The organism is Streptococcus sp. 151470009-6 (assembly GCF_053628175.1).
On record NZ_JBSEZF010000008.1, the window covers coordinates 1 to 24,668 of the forward strand.

The following is a 24,668-nucleotide window of genomic DNA, read 5'->3' on the forward strand; positions in this document are numbered from 1 at the left end:
TCCTGCTCCCGCAATTTGGCTCGGTAGCTCAGTTGGTAGAGCAATGGATTGAAGCTCCATGTGTCGGCGGTTCGATTCCGTCTCGCGCCATATTTTATTTATAACTTGGAAGGGTAGCGAAGAGGCTAAACGCGGCGGACTGTAAATCCGCTCCTTCGGGTTCGGGGGTTCGAATCCCTCCCCTTCCATTACTTTAGTTACGGGCATAGTTTAAAGGTAGAACTAAGGTCTCCAAAACCTTCAGTGTGGGTTCAATTCCTACTGCCCGTGTTAATATGATTATGGCGGGTGTGGTGAAGTGGTTAACACACCAGATTGTGGCTCTGGCATGCGTGGGTTCGATCCCCATCACTCGCCTATTTTATATTATTGGGGTATAGCCAAGCGGTAAGGCAAGGGACTTTGACTCCCTCATGCGTTGGTTCGAATCCAGCTACCCCAGTTACTATTTGCCGGCGTGGCGGAATTGGCAGACGCGCTGGACTCAAAATCCAGTGTCCGCAAGGACGTGCCGGTTCGACCCCGGCCGCCGGTATAGTAATAAAGACAAGGTTTTTGCACCTTGTCTTTTTTTATCAGTTTTTGTTGAGTTAGCAATTTTTCCATTTTAAAATAAATCATCAAGTTTATTAGCCAATGTTTTCTGTTTGCTAGGGTACAAATGAGAATAAGTATCAATTGTTGTTGTAATAGATGCGTGTCCTAATCTTTCTTTGACAACAAGATAATCCTCTCCTTGATTTATAAGTAATGATGTATGAGAGTGTCTCAAATCATGTATTCTTATTTTCTTTAAATCTTTACCCCTTTCTAGTATTTGCTTAAACTTCTTATCAATCATATTTTTTGTAATTGTTATTCCTTGAGGTTATCCGAACGTTAAATTATCTTCAGCATGTATTTACAAAAGAGTATAATCCCTTTCATCAACAGAGCATTTTTGATATACTATATTTAATTAGAATATAAAAACTTTTGGAGAGAAGGAGGTAAAAGAGTGGACAAACAAACCATTTTTTACTGCTATAGAATGACTCATGATTATGGTATCAATCCTTGTGTCTTTACAGAAAATTATGATACAACTCCTCATCTTCTTACCGAAGGAGGATGTATGCTTCAGCTAAGAAGGAATATTAAAAAGAACTGGGCGGATAAAATAAACTCTAAGTCTGTAGATGCTTACATAATGGCTGTAGCAGGGCATTCAAATGATGGGAAAAAATGGAGAGATGATCAAGGAATGTTTATCACTCCAAAATATAATCATCTAATTTTTGTTGCTAAAATTAGTGAAATTTTAACAATGAAAGAATATTTACTTTCTCCAAAATCTAATAATAGAAGAGATGCTTATACTTATCAATGGCTGATTGAAAAGTATGGATTAAACCAATCAAGTTTTATGAAAGAAATAGTGATTCTTGCAGACCGTTTTAATTATTTTGGCAAGTCTCCACTTAAAATTCCTAAAGAAATTTTAGACTTTTTTCCGATGGGAGAACGAGCAAGAATGAATGGGAAACCATTCCCAAGATGGAATGCTAAAAATGGATTTTATAATTCGGAAGAGAGATTTACTGATGTGTTAGAATTAATGGAATTTGCTGAAACTATACTAGGTTCACAAAACAAAGTAATGGATTTGCCCTATCATCCATTCTTTATACGAGGAAAAGAATTGTGAAAATAATTTTATCAAGAAAGGGATTTGATTCATCCAATGGTTCCATCCCGAGTCCTATATTACCTGACGGGACGCTACTTTCATTGCCAATACCTGCCAAGTTTGATAGTATCTCTTTTGACGACTTAAACTATAACGGAGTATTATTTTCAGATATCTTAAGACAACTAAAAGGGAAAGAAGATAAAACAAATCATTATAATTGTCATCTTGATCCAGATATAAGAGGAAATCTTAGGAATACTCCTGTTTCTAACTGGAGAGCAGCATTTGGTCAAATTAAAAGCTCACAGGGATTATTAAGAAATCAAAATGTTTCTATCGGCGATCTTTTTCTATTTTTCGGATGGTTTAGACAAACCGAAGGAGATATTTACAACGGAACATTGCATTTTAAAAAAGATGCCCCGGATCTAAATATCATTTATGGTTATTTGCAAATTGGTAATATGATGAATGATAAAGAATCTCTGCAAAATATGTATCCATTTCATCCTCATTCTTGCGACCATATGAGTAATTTGCAATCAAATATGCTTTATATCCCAAGTGAAAACTTATCATTTTTACCTCAAGAAAAAGGATATGGAACTTTTAATTTTCACGATGACAGAGTATTAACAATGAATGGTAAATCAAGAAGTGTATGGAAAGAGATACCAGCGCTCATGCCTGAAAATATAAATGGGAATCATAAAAATTCTGCTAAAGATTGTGGTTTAAAATATTCTGGTATATGGCAAGAAAAAGTTTTGTTAGAAAATGAATTATCAAATTTTTGGGCTAAAGAGTTATTTTTGTTATAATAAAAAAACACTTACCCTAATTAAAGGAGAAAATAAAATGATTACATTAACTGTTGAAAAAGATTGGACTGGGAAATACACGTTTATAGTTTCGAATGGATTTGATAGTCAAAGTTTGACACCAGGAACATTTGTTTCAGATTTTCAAATCGACCAAGCTAAACAAAACATTCAGTATGCCGGAAGTATTGATGATGGTATTAGAGTAGTAAAAAATGCTTTAGGAATTATCTAAAAGAAAAATATTAGAGTCATTTATACAAAAATTAGACCTAATTTATGTCTAGTTTGTTAATATTCTATATACCTCAAATAATCGTACAAGTGTCTTGAATACCTCTGGATGAATATAACCTGTTGGGATATATCGTCTATTCTCTGATGATGCTCTTAGAACGATACGGTATGGAGTGTTACCAAAAAGTTACAAAAATTTGAAAAATGAGTCTATTTTGCAAGATTCAAAAGTCCTAAAACCCTATTAAATCAAGGTTATAAGAGTTAAAAAATGTATTCATAGAACTCAAAATCCAGTGTCCATTAGGACGTGCCGGTTCGACCCCAGCCGCCGGTATAGTATGAAATACAAGGTTTTCGGACCTTGTTTTTTGATTTAGTGAAGATTTTGATATTTTTCTTTAAGTACAGATAACTGATGAATGATCTTTTTCTTCTTATTCTAGTCATTTTTAGTGTATTTTTGGTATAATATTACTTATTCACAATTTATTTTGATTATGAAAGAGTTTGGTGATTAATGTCTCGGTCTGTTGAATTACTAAAGAAACGTTACTTAAAGAATATAAAAGAGAACCCAGATTTATTTATTGGGATTGAGTTAGAATTTCCGATTGTAAATTTAGAGGGTAAAGCTACAGATGGTGAAGTTGGTAAGGATCTCTTTCGGTATTTACCATCAGTACTGGGATTTACTATCGAAAAAGTGGATGATTTTGGGAATCCAATTCAGTTACTTGATCCAGTTAGCCAAGATACTATCTTATTCGAAGTCTCCTATACAACTATCGAGTTTGCATTCGGAAAGGCCGAATCTATCCAAGAGGTAGAAGAACGCTTTAACTTCTATATGGCTACGATTCAGAATAAGTTGGGCGAAGCTAATCATGCTATTGTTGGTTGTGGTATTCATCCCAACTGGGATAAAAATGAGAATTGTCCAGTGGCTTATCCCCGCTATCAGATGTTGATGGATTATTTGAATTTGAGTAGAAATGTTACTAAATCAGATTTACATCAATTCCCTGAGTATGGAGCCTTTATCTGTGGGAGTCAGGTTCAACTAGACGTTTCAAGGTCCAACTACCTGCGTGTTATCAATGCTTTTACGCAAATTGAAGCAGCAAAAGCCTATTTGTTTGCAAACTCTGAGTTTTCAGGGGCAGATTGGGATACTAAGATTTCCAGGGATATTTTTTGGGAAGAATCCATGCATGGTATCTATCCAGAGAATGTCGGTGTCAATACTAGACTCTTTAAAGACGAGGATGATTTTTTTGACTATCTAAATTATTCTGCGATTTTTACTGCGGAGCGTGATGGGCAGACCTATTATTTTTATCCGATTCAGGCTAGAGATTATTTGGCTACACCTGAAATTCAGGCATTTACCCTTAATGGGGATGAAGTTCTTATTTACCCTCGGGAGAAGGATTTTGAAACCCATCGTAGTTACCAGTACCAAGACTTAACGACTCGAGGAACAGTTGAATTTCGTAGTGTTTGTACGCAAGCTCTAGATAGAACTTTTACTTCTGCTGCCTTTCACTTGGGATTGTTGGTTCATTTAGACAAGCTTGAAGCTTACTTGCGAACTGCTCCATTTTTTACCACAGCTGGTCGTGATTATAAGTTTTTAAGACGACATTTTTCTAAAAAACAACTCACAGGTGAGGAAGAAGCTGCGATTCGAGAATTTTCTAAAGACTTACTCATCCTAGCTGAGGAAGGACTGGAGAAGAGAGGCAAGCAAGAAATGACCTACTTACAGCCTTTGAAAGAAGAATTGGGCCTATAATTTCTCTGATAAAGGGAGAATTTTCTGAAAAATCATGATATAATGGAAAAGACTATAGATAAAGGATAGAGATTCATGACATTAGTTTATCAATCAACGCGTGATGCGAACAATACAGTAACTGCCAGCCAAGCGATTTTGCAAGGTTTGGCGACGGATGGTGGTTTGTTTACACCGCTTACTTATCCAAAGGTGGATTTGGACTTTGAAACATTAAAAGATGCTTCTTACCAAGAAGTGGCTAAGTTAGTTTTGTCAGCCTTTTTAGATGACTTTACAGCTGAGGAGTTGGACTACTGTATCAACAATGCCTACGATAGCAAGTTTGATACTCCAGCTATTGCGCCATTGGTGAAACTGGATGGGCAATACAACTTGGAATTGTTCCATGGTTCAACGATTGCCTTTAAGGATATGGCCTTGTCTATCTTGCCATACTTTATGACGACGGCTGCTAAAAAGCATGGTTTGGAGAACAAGATTGTCATTTTGACAGCGACATCGGGTGATACTGGGAAAGCTGCTATGGCAGGGTTTGCCGATGTGCCTGGAACTGAGATTATCGTCTTTTATCCAAAGGATGGTGTCAGCAAGGTGCAAGAGTTGCAAATGACTACTCAGACTGGCGACAATACTCATGTTATTGCTATTGATGGTAACTTTGACGATGCGCAAACTAACGTCAAACATATGTTTAACGATGTAGCTCTGCGTGAAAAGTTGGCTGCCAATAAACTGCAATTTTCATCAGCTAACTCTATGAACATTGGTCGTTTGGTACCACAGATTGTCTACTATGTTTATGCCTACGCTCAGTTGGTCAAGTCTGGTGAGATTGTGGCTGGTGATAAGGTCAACTTCACAGTACCAACAGGAAACTTTGGAAATATCTTGGCTGCCTTTTATGCTAAACAAATCGGTCTGCCAGTTGGTAAATTGATCTGTGCTTCAAATGACAATAATGTTTTAACTGACTTCTTCAAGACACGTGTTTACGATAAGAAACGTGAGTTTAAAGTAACAACTAGTCCATCTATGGATATCTTGGTATCTTCAAACTTGGAGCGTTTGATTTTCCATCTTTTGGGGAATGATGCGGTTAAGACAGCTGAACTCATGAATGCCTTGAGTACACAAGGACAATATGAATTGACAGACTTTGATGCAGCGATTCTGGAACTCTTTGTAGCTGAATATGCGACTGAGGAAGAAACTGCGACAGAAATTAAACGTGTTTATGATACAGATGCCTACATCGAGGACCCACACACAGCTGTTGCCTCAGCTGTTTATAGAAAATACCAAGTGGCTACTGGCGATGCGACTAAGACAGTGATTGCTTCAACAGCTAGTCCATACAAGTTCCCAGTGGTTGCCGTAGAAGCGGTAACAGGAAAATCAGGCTTGACTGACTTTGAAGCCTTGGCTCAATTACATGACATTTCAGGAGTGGCAGTGCCACCAGCGGTTGATGGGCTTGAAACAGCTCCGGTTCGTCATAAAACAACAGTGGCAGCTGCTGACATGCAAGCAGCGGTGGAGACTTATCTAGGACTTTAAGACAGAGGAAGTAAACTCGGTTGGGAAACCAACTGAGTTTCTTTTCATCAGGAGGAGAGATTGTTTAAGAAAAATAAAGACATTCTTAATATTGCCTTGCCAGCTATGGGTGAAAACTTTTTGCAGATGCTCATGGGGATGGTGGACAGCTACTTGGTCGCCCACTTGGGCTTGATCGCTATTTCGGGTGTTTCAGTAGCTGGCAATGTTATCACGATTTACCAGGCCATTTTCATCGCTTTGGGGGCTGCTATTTCCAGTGTTATTTCAAAAAGCATGGGGCAGAAAGACCAGTCCAAGCTAGCTTATCATGTGACTGAAGCGCTGAAGATTACCTTGCTACTGAGTTTGCTTTTAGGAGCCTTGTCTATCTTTGCTGGGAAAGAGATGATAGGACTTTTGGGGACTGAACAGGCTGTAGCCGAAAGTGGAGGACTCTACCTTTCTTTGGTGGGAGGTTCAATTGTTCTTTTGGGCTTGATGACCAGTTTTGGGGCCTTGATTCGTGCAACGCATAATCCACGTCTACCCCTCTATGTTAGTTTTTTATCCAATGCCTTGAATATTCTCTTTTCGAGTCTAGCTATTTTTGTCCTTGATATGGGGATAGCTGGTGTTGCATGGGGGACTATTCTGTCTCGCTTGGTTGGTCTTGTGATTTTATGGTCGCAATTAAAACTGCCTTATGAGAAGCCATCTTTTGGTCTAGATAAGGATTTGTTGACTTTGGCTATACCGGCAGCAGGAGAACGTCTCATGATGAGGGCTGGAGATGTCGTTATCATTGCCTTAGTTGTTTCTTTTGGGACGGAGGCAGTAGCGGGGAATGCAGTCGGAGAAGTCTTGACCCAGTTTAACTATATGCCTGCCTTTGGCGTCGCTACGGCAACAGTCATGCAGGTGGCTCGAGCAGTTGGAGAGAATAATTGGGAAAGAGTCGCTAGTTTGAGTAAACAAACCTTTTGGCTTTCTTTCGTCCTTATGTTGCCCTTAACACTTAGCATCTATGCCTTGGGGACACCACTGACACATCTCTATACGACGGATCCTGTTGCGGTTGAAGCTAGCGTTTTGGTGGCACTTTTCTCACTACTAGGGACTCCCATGGCGACAGGGACAGTTATTTATACGGCAGTTTGGCAGGGCTTGGGAAATGCTCGCCTCCCCTTTTATGCGACAAGTATTGGGATGTGGTGTATCCGCATTGGGACAGCCTATCTGATGGGGATTGTGCTTGGTTGGGGCTTACCTGGTATTTGGGCTGGAACGTTATTGGACAATGGTTTTCGATGGTTATTTCTACTCTACCGTTACCAGCGTTATATGAGCTTGAAAGGATAGGAAATGGGAAAAACAGCTTTTATTTGGGATTTAGATGGAACCTTATTGGACTCTTACGAAGCGATTTTGTCAGGAATTGAGGAGACATTTGTTCAGTTTTCTATTCTTTATGATAAGGAGAAAGTGAGAGAGTTTATCCTCAGGTATTCGGTGCAGGATTTGCTGGAGCAGGTGGCAGAAGAGCGAAAGCTGGATGCGGAAGTACTCAATCAGGTACGTGCCCAGAGCTTGTCTGAGAAAAATGCCCAGGTAGTTTTGATGCCAGGTGCGCGTGAAGTGCTAGCTTGGGCAGATCAAGCAGGGATTCAGCAGTTTGTCTATACTCATAAGGGGGACAATGCTCTTACCATTCTAAGAAACTTGGGTTTGGAATGTTATTTCACAGAGATTTTAACCAGTCAGAGTGGCTTTGAGCGCAAGCCTAGTCCAGAAGCGGCGACATATCTGCTAGACAAATATCAGCTGGATCCTGATAACACTTATTATATAGGGGACCGGACTTTGGATGTGGAATTCGCTCAGAATAGCGGCATTCAAAGCATTAACTTTTTAGAATTGTCCTATGAAGGGAATCAGAAGATTCAAGCACTAGCAGATATTCCTCATATTTTTGAGGATAAGTGACGAGAAAATTGTGTCAGTTTTGTGACAGAAACCTAACAAACTATTTCAAGTAATAGTGTTTGTTACAAGGAATAGACAGTTCTGTTAAATAGGCCCGAGGGGGCTTTTTTTGTGCTTTTTTTGTGTTATGATAGACAGGTACTCATTTGAAAGGAATGTGAAAGAATGAAGAAAAGAATTATTTTAGCCTCAACAGTAGCCTTGTCTTTTGCGCCAGCATTGGCAACTCAAGCGAAAGAAATTGCATGGACAGCACGTACCGTTGAGCAAATCCAAAATGACGTGACGAAAAACGAGAACAAAAACAGCTATACAGTTCAGTATGGTGATACCCTGAGCACGATTGCAGAAGCTTTGGGGATAGATGTGACGGTTCTTGCCAATTTGAACAAAATCACTAATATGGACTTGATTTTCCCAGATACTGTCCTCACTACAACTGTCAATGAGGCAGAAGAGGTGACGGAAGTTGAAATCCAAACTCCTCAAACAGATGCTAGTGAAGAAGTGACGACTGCGACAGCTGATTTGACGACTAATCAAGTGACCGTCGATGAACAAACAGTTCAAGTAGAAGACCTTTCTCAACCAATTGAGGATGCTCCAACTGCAACAGAGACTGAAAAACCAGTAGAAGTAGCGCCAAGTTCAGAAGTTTCTGAGACAGCGACAGTTGCTGAAGAGACACCATCTACAGAAACACCTGTAGCTGAAGAAACAGCTGAAACGACTCCAGCGGAAGCACCAGTAGCAGCAACAACTCGCCCAGTTGAAGAAGCTCCTCAAGCAGCGACTACAGTAACCGAAGAAACGGCAGCAACAACTCCAGCAGAAGCACCAGTAGCAGCTGCTCCAGCAACTGAAACACCTGCTGATACAGCAGGATCAAGTGCAACAGAAGAAGCAGCATCAACAGCAACTTCTGACACTGCAACTTCGACTTATCAAGCAGAGCAAAGCCAAACTCCTTCAAGAACGTATTCAGCTCCAGCGGCTCCTGACTATGCAGGACTTGCTGTAGCTAAGTCTGAGAATGCTGGTCTTCAACCGCAAACGGCAGCCTTTAAGGAAGAAGTAGCCAACTTGTTTGGGATTACATCCTTTAGTGGCTACCGTCCTGGTGACAGTGGGGACCATGGTAAAGGTTTGGCCATCGACTTCATGGTTCCAGTGAGTTCAGCACTAGGGGATCAAATTGCAGAATATGCAGTCAAAAATATGGCTAGCCGTGGTATCAACTATATCATTTGGAAACAACGTTTCTACGCTCCATATGATAGTAAATATGGGCCAGCCTATACGTGGAATCCAATGCCAGACCGTGGAAGTGTGACCGAAAACCACTATGACCACGTTCACGTTTCAATGAACTAATCATTAAAATGGAAGTTGGGAACTGATTAAGTTCCCGCTTCTTTTTTGTGTGTAAATTCTTCAGGATAATAAGAAAAGCCGCATCCTGCAAGATGCTGCTTTTTTAGGTTTTTATCCATTTCGACGTTTACGGGCTAGTAGGGCTCTGTAAAAGAAGATGTGATTGTTTTGGATATAGGGAAGGATGGAGAAACTAGCAATTCCAAAAGTGATCCAATTGAGGAAGTGCCAAGGAAGTAGTTGTAGGTCGAGGACAAAGCGTTGAAATTTGTAACCTTTCACCAAGAATCGACTGGTTTTCAGAATTTGACTGGGTTTAGCCTGGCCTAAATCCAGAGTGTCGCAGAGGAGGAATTCTACCTGCGAGTAGGCATAATGTTGCGGGATATAGAGGGCATTTCCTACAATCATCAAGATGAGGCTCGCGAAAAAGTAGAGACCAAAGGTCATAAGGAATTGCTCGGTTTCAAGCGACGAGAGGTCTAGTTTTGGAAACTCAGGATGTAGGGCAACAAATCTACGAGCCAAGAGATTGCTATAAAAGAGGAAATAAACGCCTACTAAGTTTGGAATGCTCCATAAAAAAAGGTAGAAGCGTTTGAGGAGCAGAGTTAGGAAGGTTTGCGAGAAGCGCTCTTCAGCAAAGAGGGCCAGGCTTGATTTTACTGAGAGTTCTGTATCAGGATCCTTGAGGAGTCGGAGTGTCGCAAAAGCAGCACCTGCTAGAAAAATCGTGCTCATAAAAGAAACCACTAGCGGGAAGAGATAGGCTTGGAGCACTTGTGCCAGCATGCTGAAAAAGGATTGCTCTAAAACACTTTCTTGGAGACGAGCCAAGGGGTTGAGAAAGCCTGATAAGATGACCAGCATACTAGGAAGGAGATAGACCAGAAAGAGGCGGGGATTTTCAGCCTGAAATTGCCTCGTCTGCAGACGAATAGTTTTTAAATCAATTTTTGGGTATTTCATTCTCTCATTATACCATAGTTCGTGACAGTTCCTGGTTTTTTTGATAAAATCATACAGTATGCCTTTGGGCACAAAGTATGAACTGGGACTGTCTTTCCCAGCTTCGGAGGTAGAAAATGTCAGATTCACCAATCAAATACCGTTTGATTAAGAAAGAAAAACACACGGGAGCTCGTCTGGGGGAAATCATCACCCCTCACGGCACCTTCCCGACACCTATGTTTATGCCGGTTGGGACCCAAGCTACGGTCAAGACCCAGTCACCAGAGGAGTTGAAGGAGATGGGATCAGGAATTATCCTGTCTAATACTTATCATCTCTGGCTTCGTCCTGGAGATGAACTCATCGCTCGCGCAGGTGGTCTCCACAAATTTATGAACTGGGACCAGCCAATCCTGACGGATAGTGGTGGTTTCCAGGTTTATTCCCTAGCAGATAGCCGTAATATCACCGAAGAAGGAGTAACCTTTAAAAACCATCTCAATGGTTCCAAGATGTTCCTATCGCCAGAAAAAGCCATCTCCATCCAGAATAATCTGGGCTCAGACATCATGATGTCCTTTGACGAATGTCCTCAGTTTTACCAACCCTATGATTACGTTAAGAAATCAATCGAACGTACCAGTCGTTGGGCTGAACGTGGTTTGAAGGCTCATCGTCGTCCGCATGATCAAGGCTTGTTTGGGATTGTGCAGGGAGCGGGATTTGAAGATCTTCGTCGTCAGTCGGCTCATGACCTTGTCAGCATGGATTTTCCTGGCTACTCTATCGGTGGTTTGGCAGTAGGAGAAACCCATGAGGAAATGAATGCAGTCTTGGACTTCACAACCCAACTTCTCCCTGAAAACAAACCTCGCTACCTGATGGGAGTGGGAGCGCCAGATAGTTTGATTGATGGGGTTATTCGTGGGGTGGACATGTTTGACTGTGTCCTACCGACTCGTATCGCTCGTAACGGGACTTGTATGACCAGCCAAGGGCGTTTGGTTGTCAAGAATGCTCAGTTTGCGGAGGACTTTACACCGCTGGATCCAGAGTGTGACTGCTACACATGTAAGAATTACACACGCGCCTACCTTCGTCACCTGCTCAAGGCTGATGAAACCTTTGGTATCCGCTTGACTAGCTACCACAATCTCTACTTCTTGCTCAACCTTATGAAGCAAGTCCGTCAAGCCATCATGGATGACAATCTCTTGGAATTCCGTGAGTATTTTGTGGAAAAATATGGCTACAATAAGTCGGGCCGCAATTTCTAAAATGGAATTTATAGAAGCTAAAAAATCCTGCGTTTTCTCGTAGGATTTTTCTTCTTTTTTTGATAGAATAAAGTGTATAACGAAAGGGAGAATAAACTCGTATGCGCATTAAATGGTTTTCCTTGATTAGGATTACAGGTTTACTACTGGTACTCTTGTACCACTTCTTTCAGACCATCTTTCCTGGAGGCTTTTTCGGGGTAGATGTCTTTTTCACATTTTCAGGATTCTTGATTACCTCTCTCCTCTTGGAAGAGTTTGGTAAGAAAAGCCAGATTGATTTGCTGGGCTTTTTTAAGAGACGGTTTTACCGTATCGTACCACCTGTGGTTTTGATGGTTTTGGTGACCATGCCCTTTACTCTCTTAGTTCGTCAAGACTATGTTGCAGGTATTGGCGGTCAGATTGCTGGAGTTTTCGGCTTTGTGACCAACTTCTATGAAATGCTTACGGGGGGCAGTTACGAATCTCAGTTCATTCCCCACCTCTTTGTTCATAACTGGAGTTTGGCTGTTGAGGTTCACTACTACATCCTTTGGGGTTTGGCTGTCTGGTTCTTGTCTAAACGATCAAAATCTAGTAGTCAGTTGAGAGGAACCGTCTTTCTCCTGTCTGCGGGAGCATTCATCCTTAGCTTCTTCTCTATGTTTATTGGTAGTCTCATGGCTAGTTCCTATTCGTCTGTCTATTTTTCAAGTCTAACCCATGTCTACCCTTTCTTTTTAGGAAGTATCCTTGCGACAGTTGTGGGAGTTCGTCAGACGACTGATTTGGTCAAACAATTTGATCGAATGTGGAATCTTCGTCAGAATCTACTGGTGTTTGCTGCAGGGCTTTTGGTATTGTTGCTTCTGACTTTCTTTGTTAAGTTTACCTACCTGTTCGCTTACTTGTTTGGTTTCTTACTTGCCAGCTTAGCAGCCGTGGTCATGATTTTCGCTGCACGTGTCTTGCATGAGAAGACTCCAGAGATACAAGAACCTAGGATAATCACCTTTCTAGCGGATACCAGCTATGCGGTTTATCTCTTCCACTGGCCTTTCTATATTATCTTTTCTCAATTAATGGGGAATCTATTAGCTGTTATCCTGACAGTTATCTTTTCCTATTTCTTTGCTATCTTGTCCTTTTATATTATTGAGCCATTGATTGCTGGTAGGACCAATCCTTTCATTAGGAAAATCAGTAAACTGCCTCATATCAAATCCATTAGTGCTTCTAGTGTGGGAATCCTTGTAGTGATTGCTTTGGTGATTACTATTGTATCTCCCCAAGTTGGAGCCTTTGAAACAGACTTGATGGTCAATGGTTTTAAACAAGCGCAAACTAATATAGGACAAACAAAGACTCTTGCTGAACAAGCCGAACTGAGTCGCCTGGGAATTTCTGAGGGAACAAGTCTGATAGGAGATTCGGTAGCCTTGCGTGCCAATACAGCCTTACAAGAGGCGCTTCCTGAAGCAAATATCAATGCCCAGGTTAGTCGGACGACCAAGCAAGCCAATGACATCATGCTCAATAATAGTCAGAACAAGGCACTACTAAAAACAGTTGTCATTGCAACGGGAGTCAACAATCCTGAAGGTTATAAGAATGATTTGGACAGCATCGTTAGCAATCTACCGAAAGGACACCATCTCATTCTTGTTACACCTTATGAGGGAGATAAGAGCAAGGACACTTACACATCAGTGGAGCAGTATGCGGCTTATGCACGGGAATTAGCTGAAAAGAATCCTTACGTGAGCATCGCTGACTGGAATAAGGTTGCTAAGGAACACCCTGAAATCTGGGCTGGAACCGACCAAGTCCACTTTGGAAATGATAGCAACATGATTGAAGAAGGTGCTAAACTTTACGCAGAGACGATTGCAGCTGCTGTTAAGGCCGCTCAAGAACTACCTGTGAAATCAAAATAAAATCAAAGAGTTGGAGATATCCAGCTCTTTTAAAATATCTCTAGAAAATAGGTCTATACCATTTACAAATGAAAAAGAAAGGTTTATAATGTAATTGACATAATAAATTCTAGAAACAATCTATCAAGGAGGTTATCATTATGCCTAATTATATTAAAGCGGATCAGTTTTTCTATCCACACGGAGTTCGTCGTGGCGGCTACTTGGAACTTGTGGATGGTAAGTTTGGAAAGCATGTAGAAGAGATTCCTGAAGGAGCTGAGGTGATTGACTATACAGGTTATAGCATTGCCCCAGGACTTGTGGATACCCACATTCATGGATTTGGCGGTGTGGATGTCATGGATAATAACATCGAAGGAACGCTTCATACCATGAGTGAAGGGCTCCTCAGCATGGGAGTAACGAGCTTCTTGCCAACTACTTTGACTTCTTCTTATGAGCAATTGCTCGCAGTAACAGAAAATATCGGTGCCCGTTACCAGGAAGCAACTGGAGCCAAGATTCGTGGTATCTATTTTGAAGGTCCGTATTTCACAGAGAAATACAAGGGAGCTCAAAACCCTGCCTACATGAAAGATCCTCGTATGGATGAGTTTCGTGCTTGGCAAAAAGCAGCAAATGGCTTGCTCAATAAAATCGCCCTTGCGCCAGAACGTGAAGGTGTAGAAGACTTTGTTCGTACGGTTACGGGCGAAGGTGTGACGGTTGCTCTTGGACACTCAAATGCGACTTTTGATGAGGCTAAAAAAGCAGTTGATGCTGGAGCAAGTGTTTGGGTACATGCCTACAATGGGATGCGTGGGTTGACTCACCGTGAACTCGGTATGGTTGGAGCCATGTATCAATTACCTCATACCTATGCAGAGTTGATCTGTGACGGTCACCACGTGGATCCGAAAGCCTGCGAAATCCTTATCAAACAAAAAGGAACAGAAAATATTGCTCTTATCACAGACTGTATGACAGCTGGTGGATTGGAAGACGGCGACTACATGTTGGGAGAATTCCCAGTTGTCGTTGCAAATGGAACTGCTCGTCTCAAATCCACAGGTAACTTGGCGGGTTCTATTCTCAAACTCAAAGACGGTTTGAAGAATGTGGTTGACTGGAACATTGCCTCTCCACATGAAGCAGTCATGATGGCCAGCTTCAACCCAGCAAAATCTGTTCACATTGATGATGTCTGTGGACAAATCCGTGAAGGCTACGATGCTGACTTTATCGTGCTAGATAAAGATTTGGAATTGGTAGCTACCTATCTAGATGGTGTGAAACGTTATCAAGCATAAGAGGGAAAGCAGAAGTTAGAGACTAGCTTCTGCTTTTTTATTTTAAAGACTTTTCCCAGCCTCTTTTGTGTTGTTTAAAAAAATTAGATGGTGGTTTATCTAACTATATGTTTCAGATTCTTAAATTGATTGGTGAATTTCATGCAATCAAATTTGATTTGATAGTGATTGAAACTAAAAGTAATGATTTTAAACAATAATTTTTAAATGAAACTATTTTTTGATCAGTTTTGAGTGTTGTGACATACTCGATATCAATCATTTTCAGATAACAAAAATCTAGATAGATGGCAATAAAATATTTTATTGAAAGTAATAGAAATCGCTTGACAAAGGCATTCGGGGGGGGGGTATAATAGATAGTTGTATGATAAATATACTCAAAAATCGGATTATGGCTATAGGGAAATATTAAACCAATATGAATAAATACAATAGAGAAGAATTGCTTTATATGTTTGGGTATTGTTTTCAAGTTTTAAAAACAGTATCGGATTTGGACAAGGCCATTTCGGCTGAACAAAATAAAGCCTATGATGGTATTATGGATAAATATTATAGAATTAAAAAAGTATTTAACATAATTATTATCAGTTTTATTTTGATAGTAAATATATTCGGGCCCATTATATATAGAGAACCTATAACTTCGTTAATTATTTTACAAATACCTCTATCTTATGGATTCTTTCAATTGCTGTTTTTTCCTATTTTTGCTATCGTAAAAGCATTTTATAATCAGTCTGCCAAGAAGGAATTTTCAAATGCTTATGATAATGATGCTTCTAACAAATATCGCCAAAAAGGTGTAGAACTGTTGAGAGATAAGCAGTTCCTTGACTATAAAGAAGAAATTCCAGAAGATTATTTTAATATGGATGACCTATATCTCTTATATAGTTATCTAGAAACTTATAGAGCTGATAACTTTAAAGAAGCAGCTAATTTACTGGCGGAAGAAAAACACCGTGAAAGAGTGGAATACAATCAAGAATTGATGCAAAGTAGTTTAGCTACTATCCAAGATAATGTTCGCTATCAATCTGTAATTCAGACAATTCAATTATTAGAGACAAGGACTCATCATAGGATTATAGAAAACAGATAATGAGAGTATTAGAATACCGAACTTTGTTTCTCTTTTGAGAACAGGTTATAATGTGGAATTGAATCATTTTGAATTTTATACTAGGAGAAAATATGCAAAAGAAAGATATTTTATTAGGTGCTGGTTTAACTTCTGTTCTTGTCGGTGCTGGTGTTGTTAATACAACTGTTCAAGCAGATGAGTTTACACAACCTACCACACCAACAACCGTACAAAAAGCAGTAGTGACAGGTCAAGATTTGAGTAGGGCTCAAGAGGTTGCAAGATCTGCACAAACAACCATTGATCAAAAGACTAATGATGTTAAAGTTGCAGAAGGTCAACAGTCAACCGCTGAAAAAGCTGTAGCGGATGTCAAAGAAGACATCAAGATGGCGCAAAAAGCAGCTACAATTGTTGAAGAACAAAATAAGGTTATTGGCACCAAAACTGAACAGAAATCAGAACTCAATGCTGAACTTTCAGACGCAAAAATCGCCGAACAAACAGCAAAAAGTGAATTCGTAGCAGCTCAACAAGCGCATGATAATGCTACAAAAGCTGTTACAGTTGCGGAAAAAACTGTCGAAGAAAAGAAAGCTGCTTTGAATCAAGCAACTGCAACAACCAGTCAAGACCCTAAAGAAATTCAAACAGAATTGGATGACGTTAATAGTCAAGTGACTGCGAAATCTGCACAAATTGCGGCTACCAGCACTCGTATCGACGCTAAACAGCAAGAAGTGGATAATTACAAACCAGTCATCAAAACAATTGATTTGAATCCATCAGAACGTAATGTGGTAGCTCATGATAATCTTATGGATTACGCGCACAACCGTAATAACACACCAAAAGACCCATCAGGAAACCCAACAATGGAACCTGTAAACTTCCAAGGTGTTAAGGTTGTTGAAATCGAAGCGACTCAAGATATGTTGGATTTCCAAAAAGCTCTTGAAGAATATAACAAAGAGCCATATGACGTTGCCACTCGCACCTACAAGAAACGCCCAGTATTCCGCTACAAAGTGGACAACCGTGGATTGTCTCAAGCATTTGTGAAATTGCTTAATGAATTGCGTGAAGCAAATGGTGTAGCTGGAAATATGCAAGTGGATGAAGCTTACTTAGATTATGCCCAACAACGTGCTAATGAAATGCAACGTAACAATGTCTTGAGTCACGCGACATCATTGACTGCCCCAGGACACAAGAACGAAAAAGGTCTTGAAAATGTTATTGCTGGATATGGTGATGTCACATCATCCGAAGATGGATACATCAATTTTAACAATATTGTGACCAACGAAACATTGGCTTATGATATGTTGTTGAACTGGTATGATGACTACACAAACGTAACAGGTGCTAACCATGGTCACCGACGTGCCCTCCTAACACCTATGGGTGGTAAAATGGGTCTAGCTCTCGCTAACATCACGGGTTCTAACGACACATCACGTTATGCCGCATTTGAGAACAATGCGCACACAGGTAGCACTTATTCGACTGACGAGGATGGTACGACTTATCTAGAAGAAGAAAGTGAATCTAGTAAGAAGTTTTGGGATAACTACAATAACTTCAAGGATGATGCGCTCAACCCAACCTTCTATGGTCGCAAAATGAAATTTATCGCAGACCATCACTTTGTATTTGTGACTCACAAACAAGAAGGTGATGACAGCGCTATGGTAAGTGCCCTCAACGATTTAAAAGCCCTCAAAGCTCGTCAAGAAGGTGAACGAAATACCCTTGCCGCGCGTCAAACGGCATTGTCTGGTAAATTGTCAGCCGCTACACGTAGCAAAGAACAGCGTGCTACAGCTATTGCAAACGCAGCAAACGAATTGAACAAAGCGACTGCAACTCTTGCAACTGCTAAGTTGGCTGCTAAAGCAACTGCAACAACTCTAGCAGAAAAGAGAATTGCTGCTGACCGCGCTACAAGTTATGTAGGTCACTTATCTAACCGCTTGGCGGCTATTCAAGATGAAATCGATAATGCAACTGCAATTCGCAATAAAGCTGTTCGCTTGCAAGGTCGATTAGGTGAATTGAATGCCAAATTGACTAAGGCTGAAGATGATAAGATTGCTGCTGATAAACGTGTAGCCGATGCTAAAGTAGCATACGCACAAGCTCAAAAAGAGCTTTCTGACGCCAAATCTAGTGTTCAACGTTTGACTGATATTCTCGCAATCGACAAAGCCCTTGCAGTTTATCAAGACATGACAGGTGTTGTTTCTGCAGTCACTCGCGAAACACCAACTGTGACACCAACTGAACATCCAACTTTCGATTTGAATGCTGAATTGAACGGTTACAAAGTAACTCAAAATGAAGACGGTATTGGCGCAACTACAATTGTGACACCGACCGTTGACGAATTACCAACTCTTGATTTGAGTGGTGAATTGAACGGTTACAAAGTGAAGCAAAATAAAGATGGTATTGGGTCAACTCCAATCACTACACCAACTGTAGATGAACTCCCAACCTTTGATTTGAATGGCTACAAGACAAGTCCAAAACATGCAGGTGCTGGACCGAATGACACGCCATCTCAAACATTATCTACGTTTAGTAGAAAAGATGCGACTAAACAGGAGTTACCAAATACTGGTAGTTATTCTCGAGTGGAACGTCAGATAGCTCTCGGTGGATATACTATTTTGGGATTAATTTTAGGATTTACAATTCAACGTAAACGTAAACGTGAACGCTAAAAGGGATAAAATTTGTCATCTTTATAAGATTGTTTTAAGAGTCTGAGACAAAATAGTTCTCAGTCACAAAAAAGCTAGAGATTTCCAATAGCGGAACTCTAGCTTTTTAATTTTTTATCAAAAAATTAAGAAATGAGCATATTTCTTTCCTTGTTCAATGGAATTAGTTATAATATACGATACAAAGGAAATGAATGAATATGTATCGTGTTATAGAAATGTATGGGGACTTTGAGCCTTGGTGGTTCATGGAAGGTTGGGAAGAAGATGTCATCATGAGTCAACGGTTTGACAAGTACTATGATGCTCTAAAATATTATAAATCATGCTGGTTTGAGCTGGAAAAGAAGAATCCTCTTTATAAGAGTCGGAGTGATTTGATGACTATTTTTTGGGATCCTGCTGATAAACGCTGGTGTGATGAGTGTGATGAGTATTTGCAACAATATCACTCCCTCCTCCTTCTCGAAGACGAAGGCATCATACCCGATGAAAAACTACGCCCAGGTTATGAAAAACAAACAGGTCAAGAAAAGCACCGTTCTTGCCGCATAAAATTGAGATAAAAAAGCAACTTTTAAAAGTTGTTTTTTTATTTTTTTTGCGAATAGTCTAGATAAGGAGGGAGCTATGGTACAAGAAATTGCACAGAAAATGATTGCGACCGCTAAGGAAAAAGGAGCTCAGGATATCTATTTCATTCCCAAGGAAAAGTCCTATGAGCTTCACATGCGGGTTGGAGACGAGCGGTGTCTAGTTGACTCCTATGAGTTTGATGTTTTAGCTGCTGTGATTAGTCATTTCAAGTTTGTGGCGGGGATGAACGTAGGAGAAAAACGCCGTAGTCAGCTGGGCTCTTGTGACTACCAGTATGGAGAGAAGGTGTCTTCTCTGCGCTTGTCAACCGTAGGAGATTATCGGGGACATGAGAGTTTGGTCATTCGTTTGTTGCACGATGAGGAGCAGGAGCTACATTTCTGGTTTCAGGATATGAACGAACTGGGTGAGCAGTACAGGCAAAGGGGGCTCTACCTTTTTGCCGGTCCAGTCGGCAGTGGTAAGACGACCTTGATGCACGAATTGGCCAAGTCCCTCTTTAAGGGGCAGCAGGTTATGTCCATCGAAGATCCTGTCGAAATCAAGCAGGACGACATGCTCCAGTTGCAGTTGAATGAGGCGATTGGACTGACCTATGAAAATCTGATCAAACTGTCTCTCCGACATCGCCCAGACCTCTTGATTATCGGTGAAATTCGTGATAGCGAAACGGCACGTGCAGTGGTTAGAGCCAGTCTGACAGGGGCGACTGTCTTTTCAACCATTCATGCCAAGAGTATCCGAGGTGTTTATGAGCGCCTTCTGGAGTTAGGTGTGACGGAGGAGGAACTAGCAGTTGTCCTACAAGGAGTCTGCTACCAGAGATTAATTGGGGGAGGAGGAATCCTTGACTTTGCAAACCAAGACTATCAAGAACACCAGCCAACTAGCTGGAATGAGCAGATTGACCAGCTTCTTAAAGATGGACATATCACAAGTCTTCAGGCTGAAACGGAAAAAATTAGCTACCGCTAAGCAGAAGAAAATTATCACCCTGTTTCATAATCTCTTCTCCAGTGGCTTTCATTTGGTGGAAATCATTTCTTTCTTGGGCAGAAGTGCGCTGCTGGAAAAGGACTATGTAGCCCAGATGTACCAAGGCTTGTCTCAGGGAAAATCTTTCTCAGAAATGATGGACAGCTTGGGCTTTTCAAGTGCTATTGTGACCCAATTATCTCTAGCTGAAGTGCATGGGAATCTTCATCTGAGCCTGGGGAAGATAGAAGAATATCTGGACAATCTGGCCAAGGTCAAGAAAAAATTAATCGAAGTAGCGACCTATCCTTTGATTTTGCTAGGATTTCTCCTGCTAATCATGCTGGGGTTGAGAAACTATTTGTTGCCTCAACTGGACAGTAGCAATATCGCCACCCAAATCATCGGTAATCTGCCACAAATTTTTCTGGGCATGCTAGGGTCTGTTTCCGTACTCTCCCTTTTAGCACTCACTTTTTATAAAAGAAGTTCCAAGATGCGTGTCTTTTCTATTTTGGCACGGATTCCTTTCCTTGGAATCTTTGTTCAGACCTATCTGACAGCCTATTATGCGCGTGAATGGGGCAATATGATTTCACAGGGGATGGAGCTGATGCAGATTTTTCAGATTATGCAGGAACAAGGCTCTCAGCTCTTTAAAGAAATCGGTCAAGATCTAGCTCAAGCCCTGCAAAATGGCCGTGAATTTTCTCAAACCATAGAGACCTATCCCTTCTTTAAAAAGGAGTTGAGTCTCATCATTGAGTATGGGGAAGTCAAATCCAAGCTGGGGAGTGAGTTGGAAATCTATGCTGAAAAAACTTGGGAAGCCTTTTTTACCCGAGTCAACCGCACCATGAATCTGGTGCAGCCACTGGTTTTTATCTTTGTGGCCCTGATTATCGTTTTACTTTATGCGGCAATGCTTATGCCCATGTATCAAAATATGGAGGTAAATTTTTAAAATGAAAAAACTCATGACAAAATTAAAAAAAGCCAAGGTTCAAGCTTTCACTCTGGTAGAAATGTTAGTCGTCTTGCTCATCATCAGCGTACTCCTCTTACTCTTTGTGCCCAATTTGACCAAGCAAAAGGATGCCGTTGATGACAAAGGAAAAGCTGCTGTTGTCAAGGTGGTGGAAAGTCAGGCAGAACTCTATAGTCTGGACAAGAATGAAGATGCTAGTCTTAGCAAATTACAGGCGGACGGGCGTATCACAGCAGAGCAAGTCAAAGCTTATAAAGACTACCATGCGAAACAAAAAACAAGTCAAGCTGTTGCAGATTAAGGCCTTTACCATATTTGAGAGTCTCTTGGTTTTGGGACTTGTGAGTATCCTTGCTTTGGCTTTATCAGGTTCAGTCCAGTCAAGTTTCGCGGCGGTAGAGGAGCAGATTTTCTTTATGGAGTTTGAAGAACTCTACCGTGAAACTCAAAAACATAGTGTAGCTAGTCAACAAAAGACAAGTTTGAGCATAGAGGGACAGACCATTAGCAATGGCAGTCAAAAATTGATCGTTCCCAAAGGAATTCAAGCACCATCAGGACAGACGATTCACTTTGACCGAACTGGTGGGAATAGATCTCTGGCTAAGGTTGAATTTCAGACCAGCAAAGGAGCAATCAGCTATCGATTATATCTAGGAAATGGAAAAATTAAACGCATTAAAGAAACAAAAAATTAGGGCAGTGATTTTACTGGAAGCGGTAGTTGCTCTAGCCGTGTTTGCCAGCATTGCGACCCTTCTTTTGGGGCAAATTCAGAAAAATAGACAAGAAGAGGCAGAAATCTTGCAAAAGGAAGAAGTCTTGCGTGTGGCGAAGATGGCTCTGCAGACAGGTCAAAATCAGGTAAAGATAAACGGAGTTGAGATTCAGGTGTTTTCTAGTGAAAAGGGATTGGAGGTCTACTATGGTTCAGAACAGTTGTTGGCTATCAAAGAGCCATAAGGTCAAGGCTTTTACCCTGTTAGAATCCCTGATTGCCCTCATTGTCATCAGTGGAAGTTTACTCCTCTTTCAAGCCATGAGTCAGCTCCTCATTTCAGAAGTTCGCTACCAGCAACAGAGCGAGCAAAAGGAGTGGCTCTTGTTTGTGGACCAGTTGGAGGTAGAATTAGACCGTTCGCAGTTCGAAAAAGTGGAGGGCAATCGCCTATACATGAAGCAGGATGGCAAGGAAATTGCGATAGGTAAGTCAAAATCGGATGATTTTCGAAAAACTGATGCTAGTGGACGAGGATATCAGCCTATGATTTATGGACTCAAATCTGCGCAGATTACAGAGGAGAATCAACTGGTTCGCTTTCGTTTTCAATTCCAAAAAGGCTTAGAAAGGGAATTCATCTATCGTGTGGAAAAAGAAAAAAGTTAAGGCAGGTGTTCTCCTCTATGCAGTCACCATGGCAGGCATCTTTAGTCTTTTATTACAATTTTACTTGAACCGACAAGTCGCCCACTATCAAGACTATGCTTTGAATAAAGAAAAATTGGTTGCTTTTGCCATGGCCAAGCGAACCAAGGATAAAGCCGAGCAAGAAAGTGGGGAGCAGATCTTTAATCTAGGTCAGGTGAGTTATCAAAATACGAAAACAGGTTTTGTAACAAGTGTTCGTAGGAATAAGAGCAACTATGAATTTCTCTTTCCTTCGATGAAAGCCAAGGAAAAGAAAACGGATAAAAAGCAACAGCTAGGGACTGATTTAAACCCAGAACAAAATCAACAAAAAACAGAAGAAAAGCCTGAAAAGAAAGCCAATTCCTAGGCAATTCAACTTCTTTGTGTTACACTAAAAGCATGAAACACGATTTTAATCACAAAGCAGAAACCTTTGATTCGCCCAAAAATATCTTTCTTGCAAACTTGGTTTGTCAGGCAGTTGAAAAACAGATTGATTTTCTATCAGATAAGGCAATACTGGACTTTGGTGGTGGGACGGGTCTGTTAGCCTTGCCTCTAGCTAAGCAAGCCCAGTCGGTTACCCTAGTAGATATCTCGGAGAAAATGCTGGAGCAAGCCCGTTTGAAAGCAGAGGACCAAGAAATCAGGAATCTTCAACTCTTGGAGCAGGATTTACTGGCAAATCCCTTGGACCAGCAATTTGATCTGATTGTTGTCAGTCGGGTTCTTCATCATATGCCTGATCTAGACGCGACCCTTGCCATGTTTCACCAACACCTTAGGGAGAATGGACAAGTCCTCATTGCTGATTTTGTCAAGACAGATACCAACCATCACGGCTTTGAATTGGCTGAACTGGAAACCAAACTCGACCAGTTTGGTTTTTCGAGCATTGACAGTCAGATTCTTCATAGTGCTGAAGGTCTTTTCCTAGGAAATTACGCAGAGCTCTTTTTAACTGTAGCCCAAAAATCACTCGCTCACTAAAGCAGTGATTTTTTCTCTTCAGATGGAAAAAATAGGGGAATTTTGATAAGATAGGAATATGGATTTTGAAAAAATTGAACAAGCTTATACGTATTTACTAGAGAATGTCCAAGTCATCCAAAGTGATTTGGCGACCAACTTTTATGACGCCTTGGTAGAGCAAAATAGTATCTACCTAGATGGTGAGACTGAGCTAGAGCAGGTCAAGGAGAACAATCAAGCCCTTAGGCGCTTAGTCCTTCGCAAGGAAGAGTGGCTCAAGACCTACCAGTTTATCTTGATGAAGGCAGGGCAAACGGAGCCTTTACAAGCCAATCACCAGTTTACACCGGATGCCATTGCCCTCCTCTTGGTACTTATTGTGGAAGAGTTGCTTCATAAAGAGGAAATTAGCATCCTCGAAATGGGTTCTGGCATGGGGATTCTGGGGGCTACCTTCTTGACTTCTCTTGCTAAAAAAGTGGATTACTTGGGAGTCGAAGTGGATGATTTGCTAATTGATCTGGCAGCCAGTATGGCAGATGTGATTGGTTTGCAGGCAGGTTTTGTTCAAGGTGATGCCGTTCGACCGCAAATGCTTAAAGAAAGCGATGTGGTCATCAGCGATTTGCCTGTCGGCTATTACCCAGACGATGCCATCGCTTCACGCTATCAAGTGGCTTCTAGTCAAGAACATACCTATGCCCATCATTTGCTGATGGAACAAGGTCTTAAGTACCTCAAGTCAGATGGCTATGCTATTTTTCTGGCTCCGAGTGATTTGTTGACCAGTCCCCAAAGTGATTTGTTAAAAGCTTGGCTCAAAGACGAAGTCAGTCTGGCTGCTATCATCGCCTTACCAGAGGATATTTTTTCAACGGCCAGTCAGGCCAAGAGTATTTTTTTCTTACAAAAGAAAAGAGACAAGGAAACAGAACCTTTTGTCTATCCTCTAACAAGTCTGCAAGATCCGTCAGTATTGTTGACCTTTAAAGAAAATTTTCAAAATTGGAGCAAAGGTACTGAAATATAAGGTAGATTTT

The 24,668-nt window shown here is 40.9% G+C and carries 24 protein-coding genes, 6 tRNA genes and 1 pseudogene; 29 read left to right on the plus strand and 2 right to left on the minus strand.

Annotated elements, in window-relative coordinates; genetic code table 11:
- Window positions 1–17 precede the first annotated feature (17 nt).
- The 6 genes from ACUW6H_RS09035 (at window position 18) to ACUW6H_RS09060 (ending at window position 535) form a co-directional block, all read left to right on the plus strand.
- Window positions 18–90: transfer RNA gene (locus ACUW6H_RS09035), tRNA-Phe, on the plus strand.
- A 17-nt stretch (window positions 91–107) separates the two neighbouring features.
- A tRNA-Tyr gene (locus tag ACUW6H_RS09040) sits at window positions 108–188 on the plus strand.
- A gap of 11 nt (window positions 189–199) precedes the next feature.
- Window positions 200–270 (plus strand) — tRNA-Trp (locus tag ACUW6H_RS09045).
- 14 nt (window positions 271–284) lie between these two features.
- A tRNA-His gene (locus ACUW6H_RS09050) sits at window positions 285–357 on the plus strand.
- A gap of 13 nt (window positions 358–370) precedes the next feature.
- Window positions 371–442 (plus strand) — tRNA-Gln (locus ACUW6H_RS09055).
- A 9-nt stretch (window positions 443–451) separates the two neighbouring features.
- Window positions 452–535: transfer RNA gene (locus tag ACUW6H_RS09060), tRNA-Leu, on the plus strand.
- 72 nt (window positions 536–607) lie between these two features.
- Here ACUW6H_RS09060 and ACUW6H_RS09065 read toward each other — a convergent pair.
- Window positions 608–859, minus strand: a pseudogene (locus ACUW6H_RS09065) (tyrosine-type recombinase/integrase); the annotation flags it as partial.
- Between the two features lie 138 nt (window positions 860–997).
- Here ACUW6H_RS09065 and ACUW6H_RS09070 point away from each other — a divergent pair.
- The 8 genes from ACUW6H_RS09070 (at window position 998) to ACUW6H_RS09105 (ending at window position 9,427) form a co-directional block, all read left to right on the plus strand.
- Window positions 998–1,687: a hypothetical protein gene (locus tag ACUW6H_RS09070; RefSeq protein ID WP_231906650.1), complete on the plus strand. Its 690-nt coding sequence runs from the start codon at window positions 998–1,000 to the stop codon at window positions 1,685–1,687.
- Entirely contained in the window at window positions 1,684–2,493 is an 810-nt protein-coding gene (locus tag ACUW6H_RS09075) for an Nmad3 family putative nucleotide modification protein (protein ID WP_096405899.1), read from the plus strand. Before ACUW6H_RS09070 ends, ACUW6H_RS09075 begins: the two co-directional genes overlap by 4 nt.
- A 37-nt stretch (window positions 2,494–2,530) precedes the next feature.
- The gene (locus ACUW6H_RS09080) at window positions 2,531–2,728 is read left to right on the plus strand and encodes a hypothetical protein (RefSeq protein ID WP_096405901.1); all 198 of its coding nucleotides are present in this window, start codon (window positions 2,531–2,533) and stop codon (window positions 2,726–2,728) included.
- A 522-nt stretch (window positions 2,729–3,250) separates the two neighbouring features.
- Complete coding sequence (locus ACUW6H_RS09085; protein WP_096405902.1) at window positions 3,251–4,528, plus strand: glutamate--cysteine ligase family protein; 1,278 nt, start codon at window positions 3,251–3,253, stop codon at window positions 4,526–4,528.
- Between the two features lie 75 nt (window positions 4,529–4,603).
- Window positions 4,604–6,088: a threonine synthase gene (thrC, locus tag ACUW6H_RS09090; RefSeq protein WP_096405904.1), complete on the plus strand. Its 1,485-nt coding sequence runs from the start codon at window positions 4,604–4,606 to the stop codon at window positions 6,086–6,088.
- Window positions 6,089–6,148: 60 nt separating this feature from the next.
- A complete protein-coding gene (locus ACUW6H_RS09095; RefSeq protein ID WP_454364234.1) occupies window positions 6,149–7,429 on the plus strand; it encodes an MATE family efflux transporter in 1,281 nt (426 codons plus the stop codon).
- A 3-nt stretch (window positions 7,430–7,432) separates the two neighbouring features.
- Entirely contained in the window at window positions 7,433–8,053 is a 621-nt protein-coding gene (locus tag ACUW6H_RS09100; protein ID WP_454364236.1) for an HAD family hydrolase, read from the plus strand.
- A gap of 165 nt (window positions 8,054–8,218) precedes the next feature.
- Window positions 8,219–9,427, plus strand: coding sequence for a LysM peptidoglycan-binding domain-containing protein (locus ACUW6H_RS09105; protein WP_096405908.1), 1,209 nt, complete (start codon window positions 8,219–8,221; stop codon window positions 9,425–9,427).
- 111 nt (window positions 9,428–9,538) lie between these two features.
- On the opposite strand, the gene ACUW6H_RS09110 is transcribed toward ACUW6H_RS09105, so the two are convergent.
- Window positions 9,539–10,396, minus strand: a complete 858-nt coding sequence (locus ACUW6H_RS09110) for a DUF975 family protein (protein WP_454364238.1) — start codon at window positions 10,394–10,396, stop codon at window positions 9,539–9,541.
- A gap of 116 nt (window positions 10,397–10,512) precedes the next feature.
- On the opposite strand from ACUW6H_RS09110, the gene tgt reads away from it, so the two are divergent.
- The 15 genes from tgt (at window position 10,513) to ACUW6H_RS09185 (ending at window position 24,658) form a co-directional block, all read left to right on the plus strand.
- Window positions 10,513–11,655, plus strand: coding sequence for a tRNA guanosine(34) transglycosylase Tgt (tgt, locus tag ACUW6H_RS09115; protein WP_001285237.1), 1,143 nt, complete (start codon window positions 10,513–10,515; stop codon window positions 11,653–11,655).
- Between the two features lie 101 nt (window positions 11,656–11,756).
- The gene (locus ACUW6H_RS09120) at window positions 11,757–13,574 is read left to right on the plus strand and encodes an acyltransferase family protein (protein ID WP_454364241.1); all 1,818 of its coding nucleotides are present in this window, start codon (window positions 11,757–11,759) and stop codon (window positions 13,572–13,574) included.
- A gap of 140 nt (window positions 13,575–13,714) precedes the next feature.
- A complete protein-coding gene (gene nagA, locus ACUW6H_RS09125; RefSeq protein WP_268703441.1) occupies window positions 13,715–14,866 on the plus strand; it encodes an N-acetylglucosamine-6-phosphate deacetylase in 1,152 nt (383 codons plus the stop codon).
- 421 nt (window positions 14,867–15,287) lie between these two features.
- Window positions 15,288–15,974, plus strand: coding sequence for a hypothetical protein (locus ACUW6H_RS09130; RefSeq protein WP_268706020.1), 687 nt, complete (start codon window positions 15,288–15,290; stop codon window positions 15,972–15,974).
- 92 nt (window positions 15,975–16,066) lie between these two features.
- The gene (locus ACUW6H_RS09135) at window positions 16,067–18,685 is read left to right on the plus strand and encodes a CAP domain-containing protein (RefSeq protein ID WP_454364244.1); all 2,619 of its coding nucleotides are present in this window, start codon (window positions 16,067–16,069) and stop codon (window positions 18,683–18,685) included.
- A 200-nt stretch (window positions 18,686–18,885) separates the two neighbouring features.
- Entirely contained in the window at window positions 18,886–19,251 is a 366-nt protein-coding gene (locus ACUW6H_RS09140) for a DUF1033 family protein (protein WP_409003188.1), read from the plus strand.
- Window positions 19,252–19,315: 64 nt separating this feature from the next.
- On the plus strand, window positions 19,316–20,257 hold the full coding sequence (gene comGA, locus ACUW6H_RS09145) for a competence type IV pilus ATPase ComGA (protein ID WP_454364246.1): 942 nt from the start codon (window positions 19,316–19,318) through the stop codon (window positions 20,255–20,257).
- Window positions 20,205–21,221 (plus strand): competence type IV pilus assembly protein ComGB, encoded by a 1,017-nt coding sequence (gene comGB, locus ACUW6H_RS09150; RefSeq protein WP_268703458.1) that lies wholly within the window; start codon window positions 20,205–20,207, stop codon window positions 21,219–21,221. Before comGA ends, comGB begins: the two co-directional genes overlap by 53 nt.
- Window position 21,222: 1 nt before the next feature.
- Window positions 21,223–21,546: a competence type IV pilus major pilin ComGC gene (gene comGC / locus ACUW6H_RS09155; RefSeq protein WP_268703438.1), complete on the plus strand. Its 324-nt coding sequence runs from the start codon at window positions 21,223–21,225 to the stop codon at window positions 21,544–21,546.
- The gene (gene comGD / locus ACUW6H_RS09160; protein WP_454364249.1) at window positions 21,509–21,943 is read left to right on the plus strand and encodes a competence type IV pilus minor pilin ComGD; all 435 of its coding nucleotides are present in this window, start codon (window positions 21,509–21,511) and stop codon (window positions 21,941–21,943) included. The genes comGC and comGD overlap by 38 nt, the downstream gene beginning before the upstream one ends.
- Window positions 21,906–22,208 carry a competence type IV pilus minor pilin ComGE gene (gene comGE, locus ACUW6H_RS09165; RefSeq protein WP_454364251.1) on the plus strand — a complete coding sequence of 101 codons (303 nt, stop codon included), beginning with the start codon at window positions 21,906–21,908 and terminating at the stop codon, window positions 22,206–22,208. Before comGD ends, comGE begins: the two co-directional genes overlap by 38 nt.
- Entirely contained in the window at window positions 22,171–22,632 is a 462-nt protein-coding gene (comGF, locus tag ACUW6H_RS09170; RefSeq protein ID WP_454364253.1) for a competence type IV pilus minor pilin ComGF, read from the plus strand. Before comGE ends, comGF begins: the two co-directional genes overlap by 38 nt.
- Window positions 22,610–23,023 carry a competence type IV pilus minor pilin ComGG gene (comGG, locus tag ACUW6H_RS09175; protein WP_454364255.1) on the plus strand — a complete coding sequence of 138 codons (414 nt, stop codon included), beginning with the start codon at window positions 22,610–22,612 and terminating at the stop codon, window positions 23,021–23,023. The genes comGF and comGG overlap by 23 nt, the downstream gene beginning before the upstream one ends.
- A 32-nt stretch (window positions 23,024–23,055) precedes the next feature.
- The gene (locus ACUW6H_RS09180) at window positions 23,056–23,646 is read left to right on the plus strand and encodes a class I SAM-dependent methyltransferase (protein WP_454364257.1); all 591 of its coding nucleotides are present in this window, start codon (window positions 23,056–23,058) and stop codon (window positions 23,644–23,646) included.
- Between the two features lie 58 nt (window positions 23,647–23,704).
- Window positions 23,705–24,658, plus strand: coding sequence for a class I SAM-dependent methyltransferase (locus tag ACUW6H_RS09185; RefSeq protein WP_454364259.1), 954 nt, complete (start codon window positions 23,705–23,707; stop codon window positions 24,656–24,658).
- Window positions 24,659–24,668 lie beyond the last annotated feature (10 nt).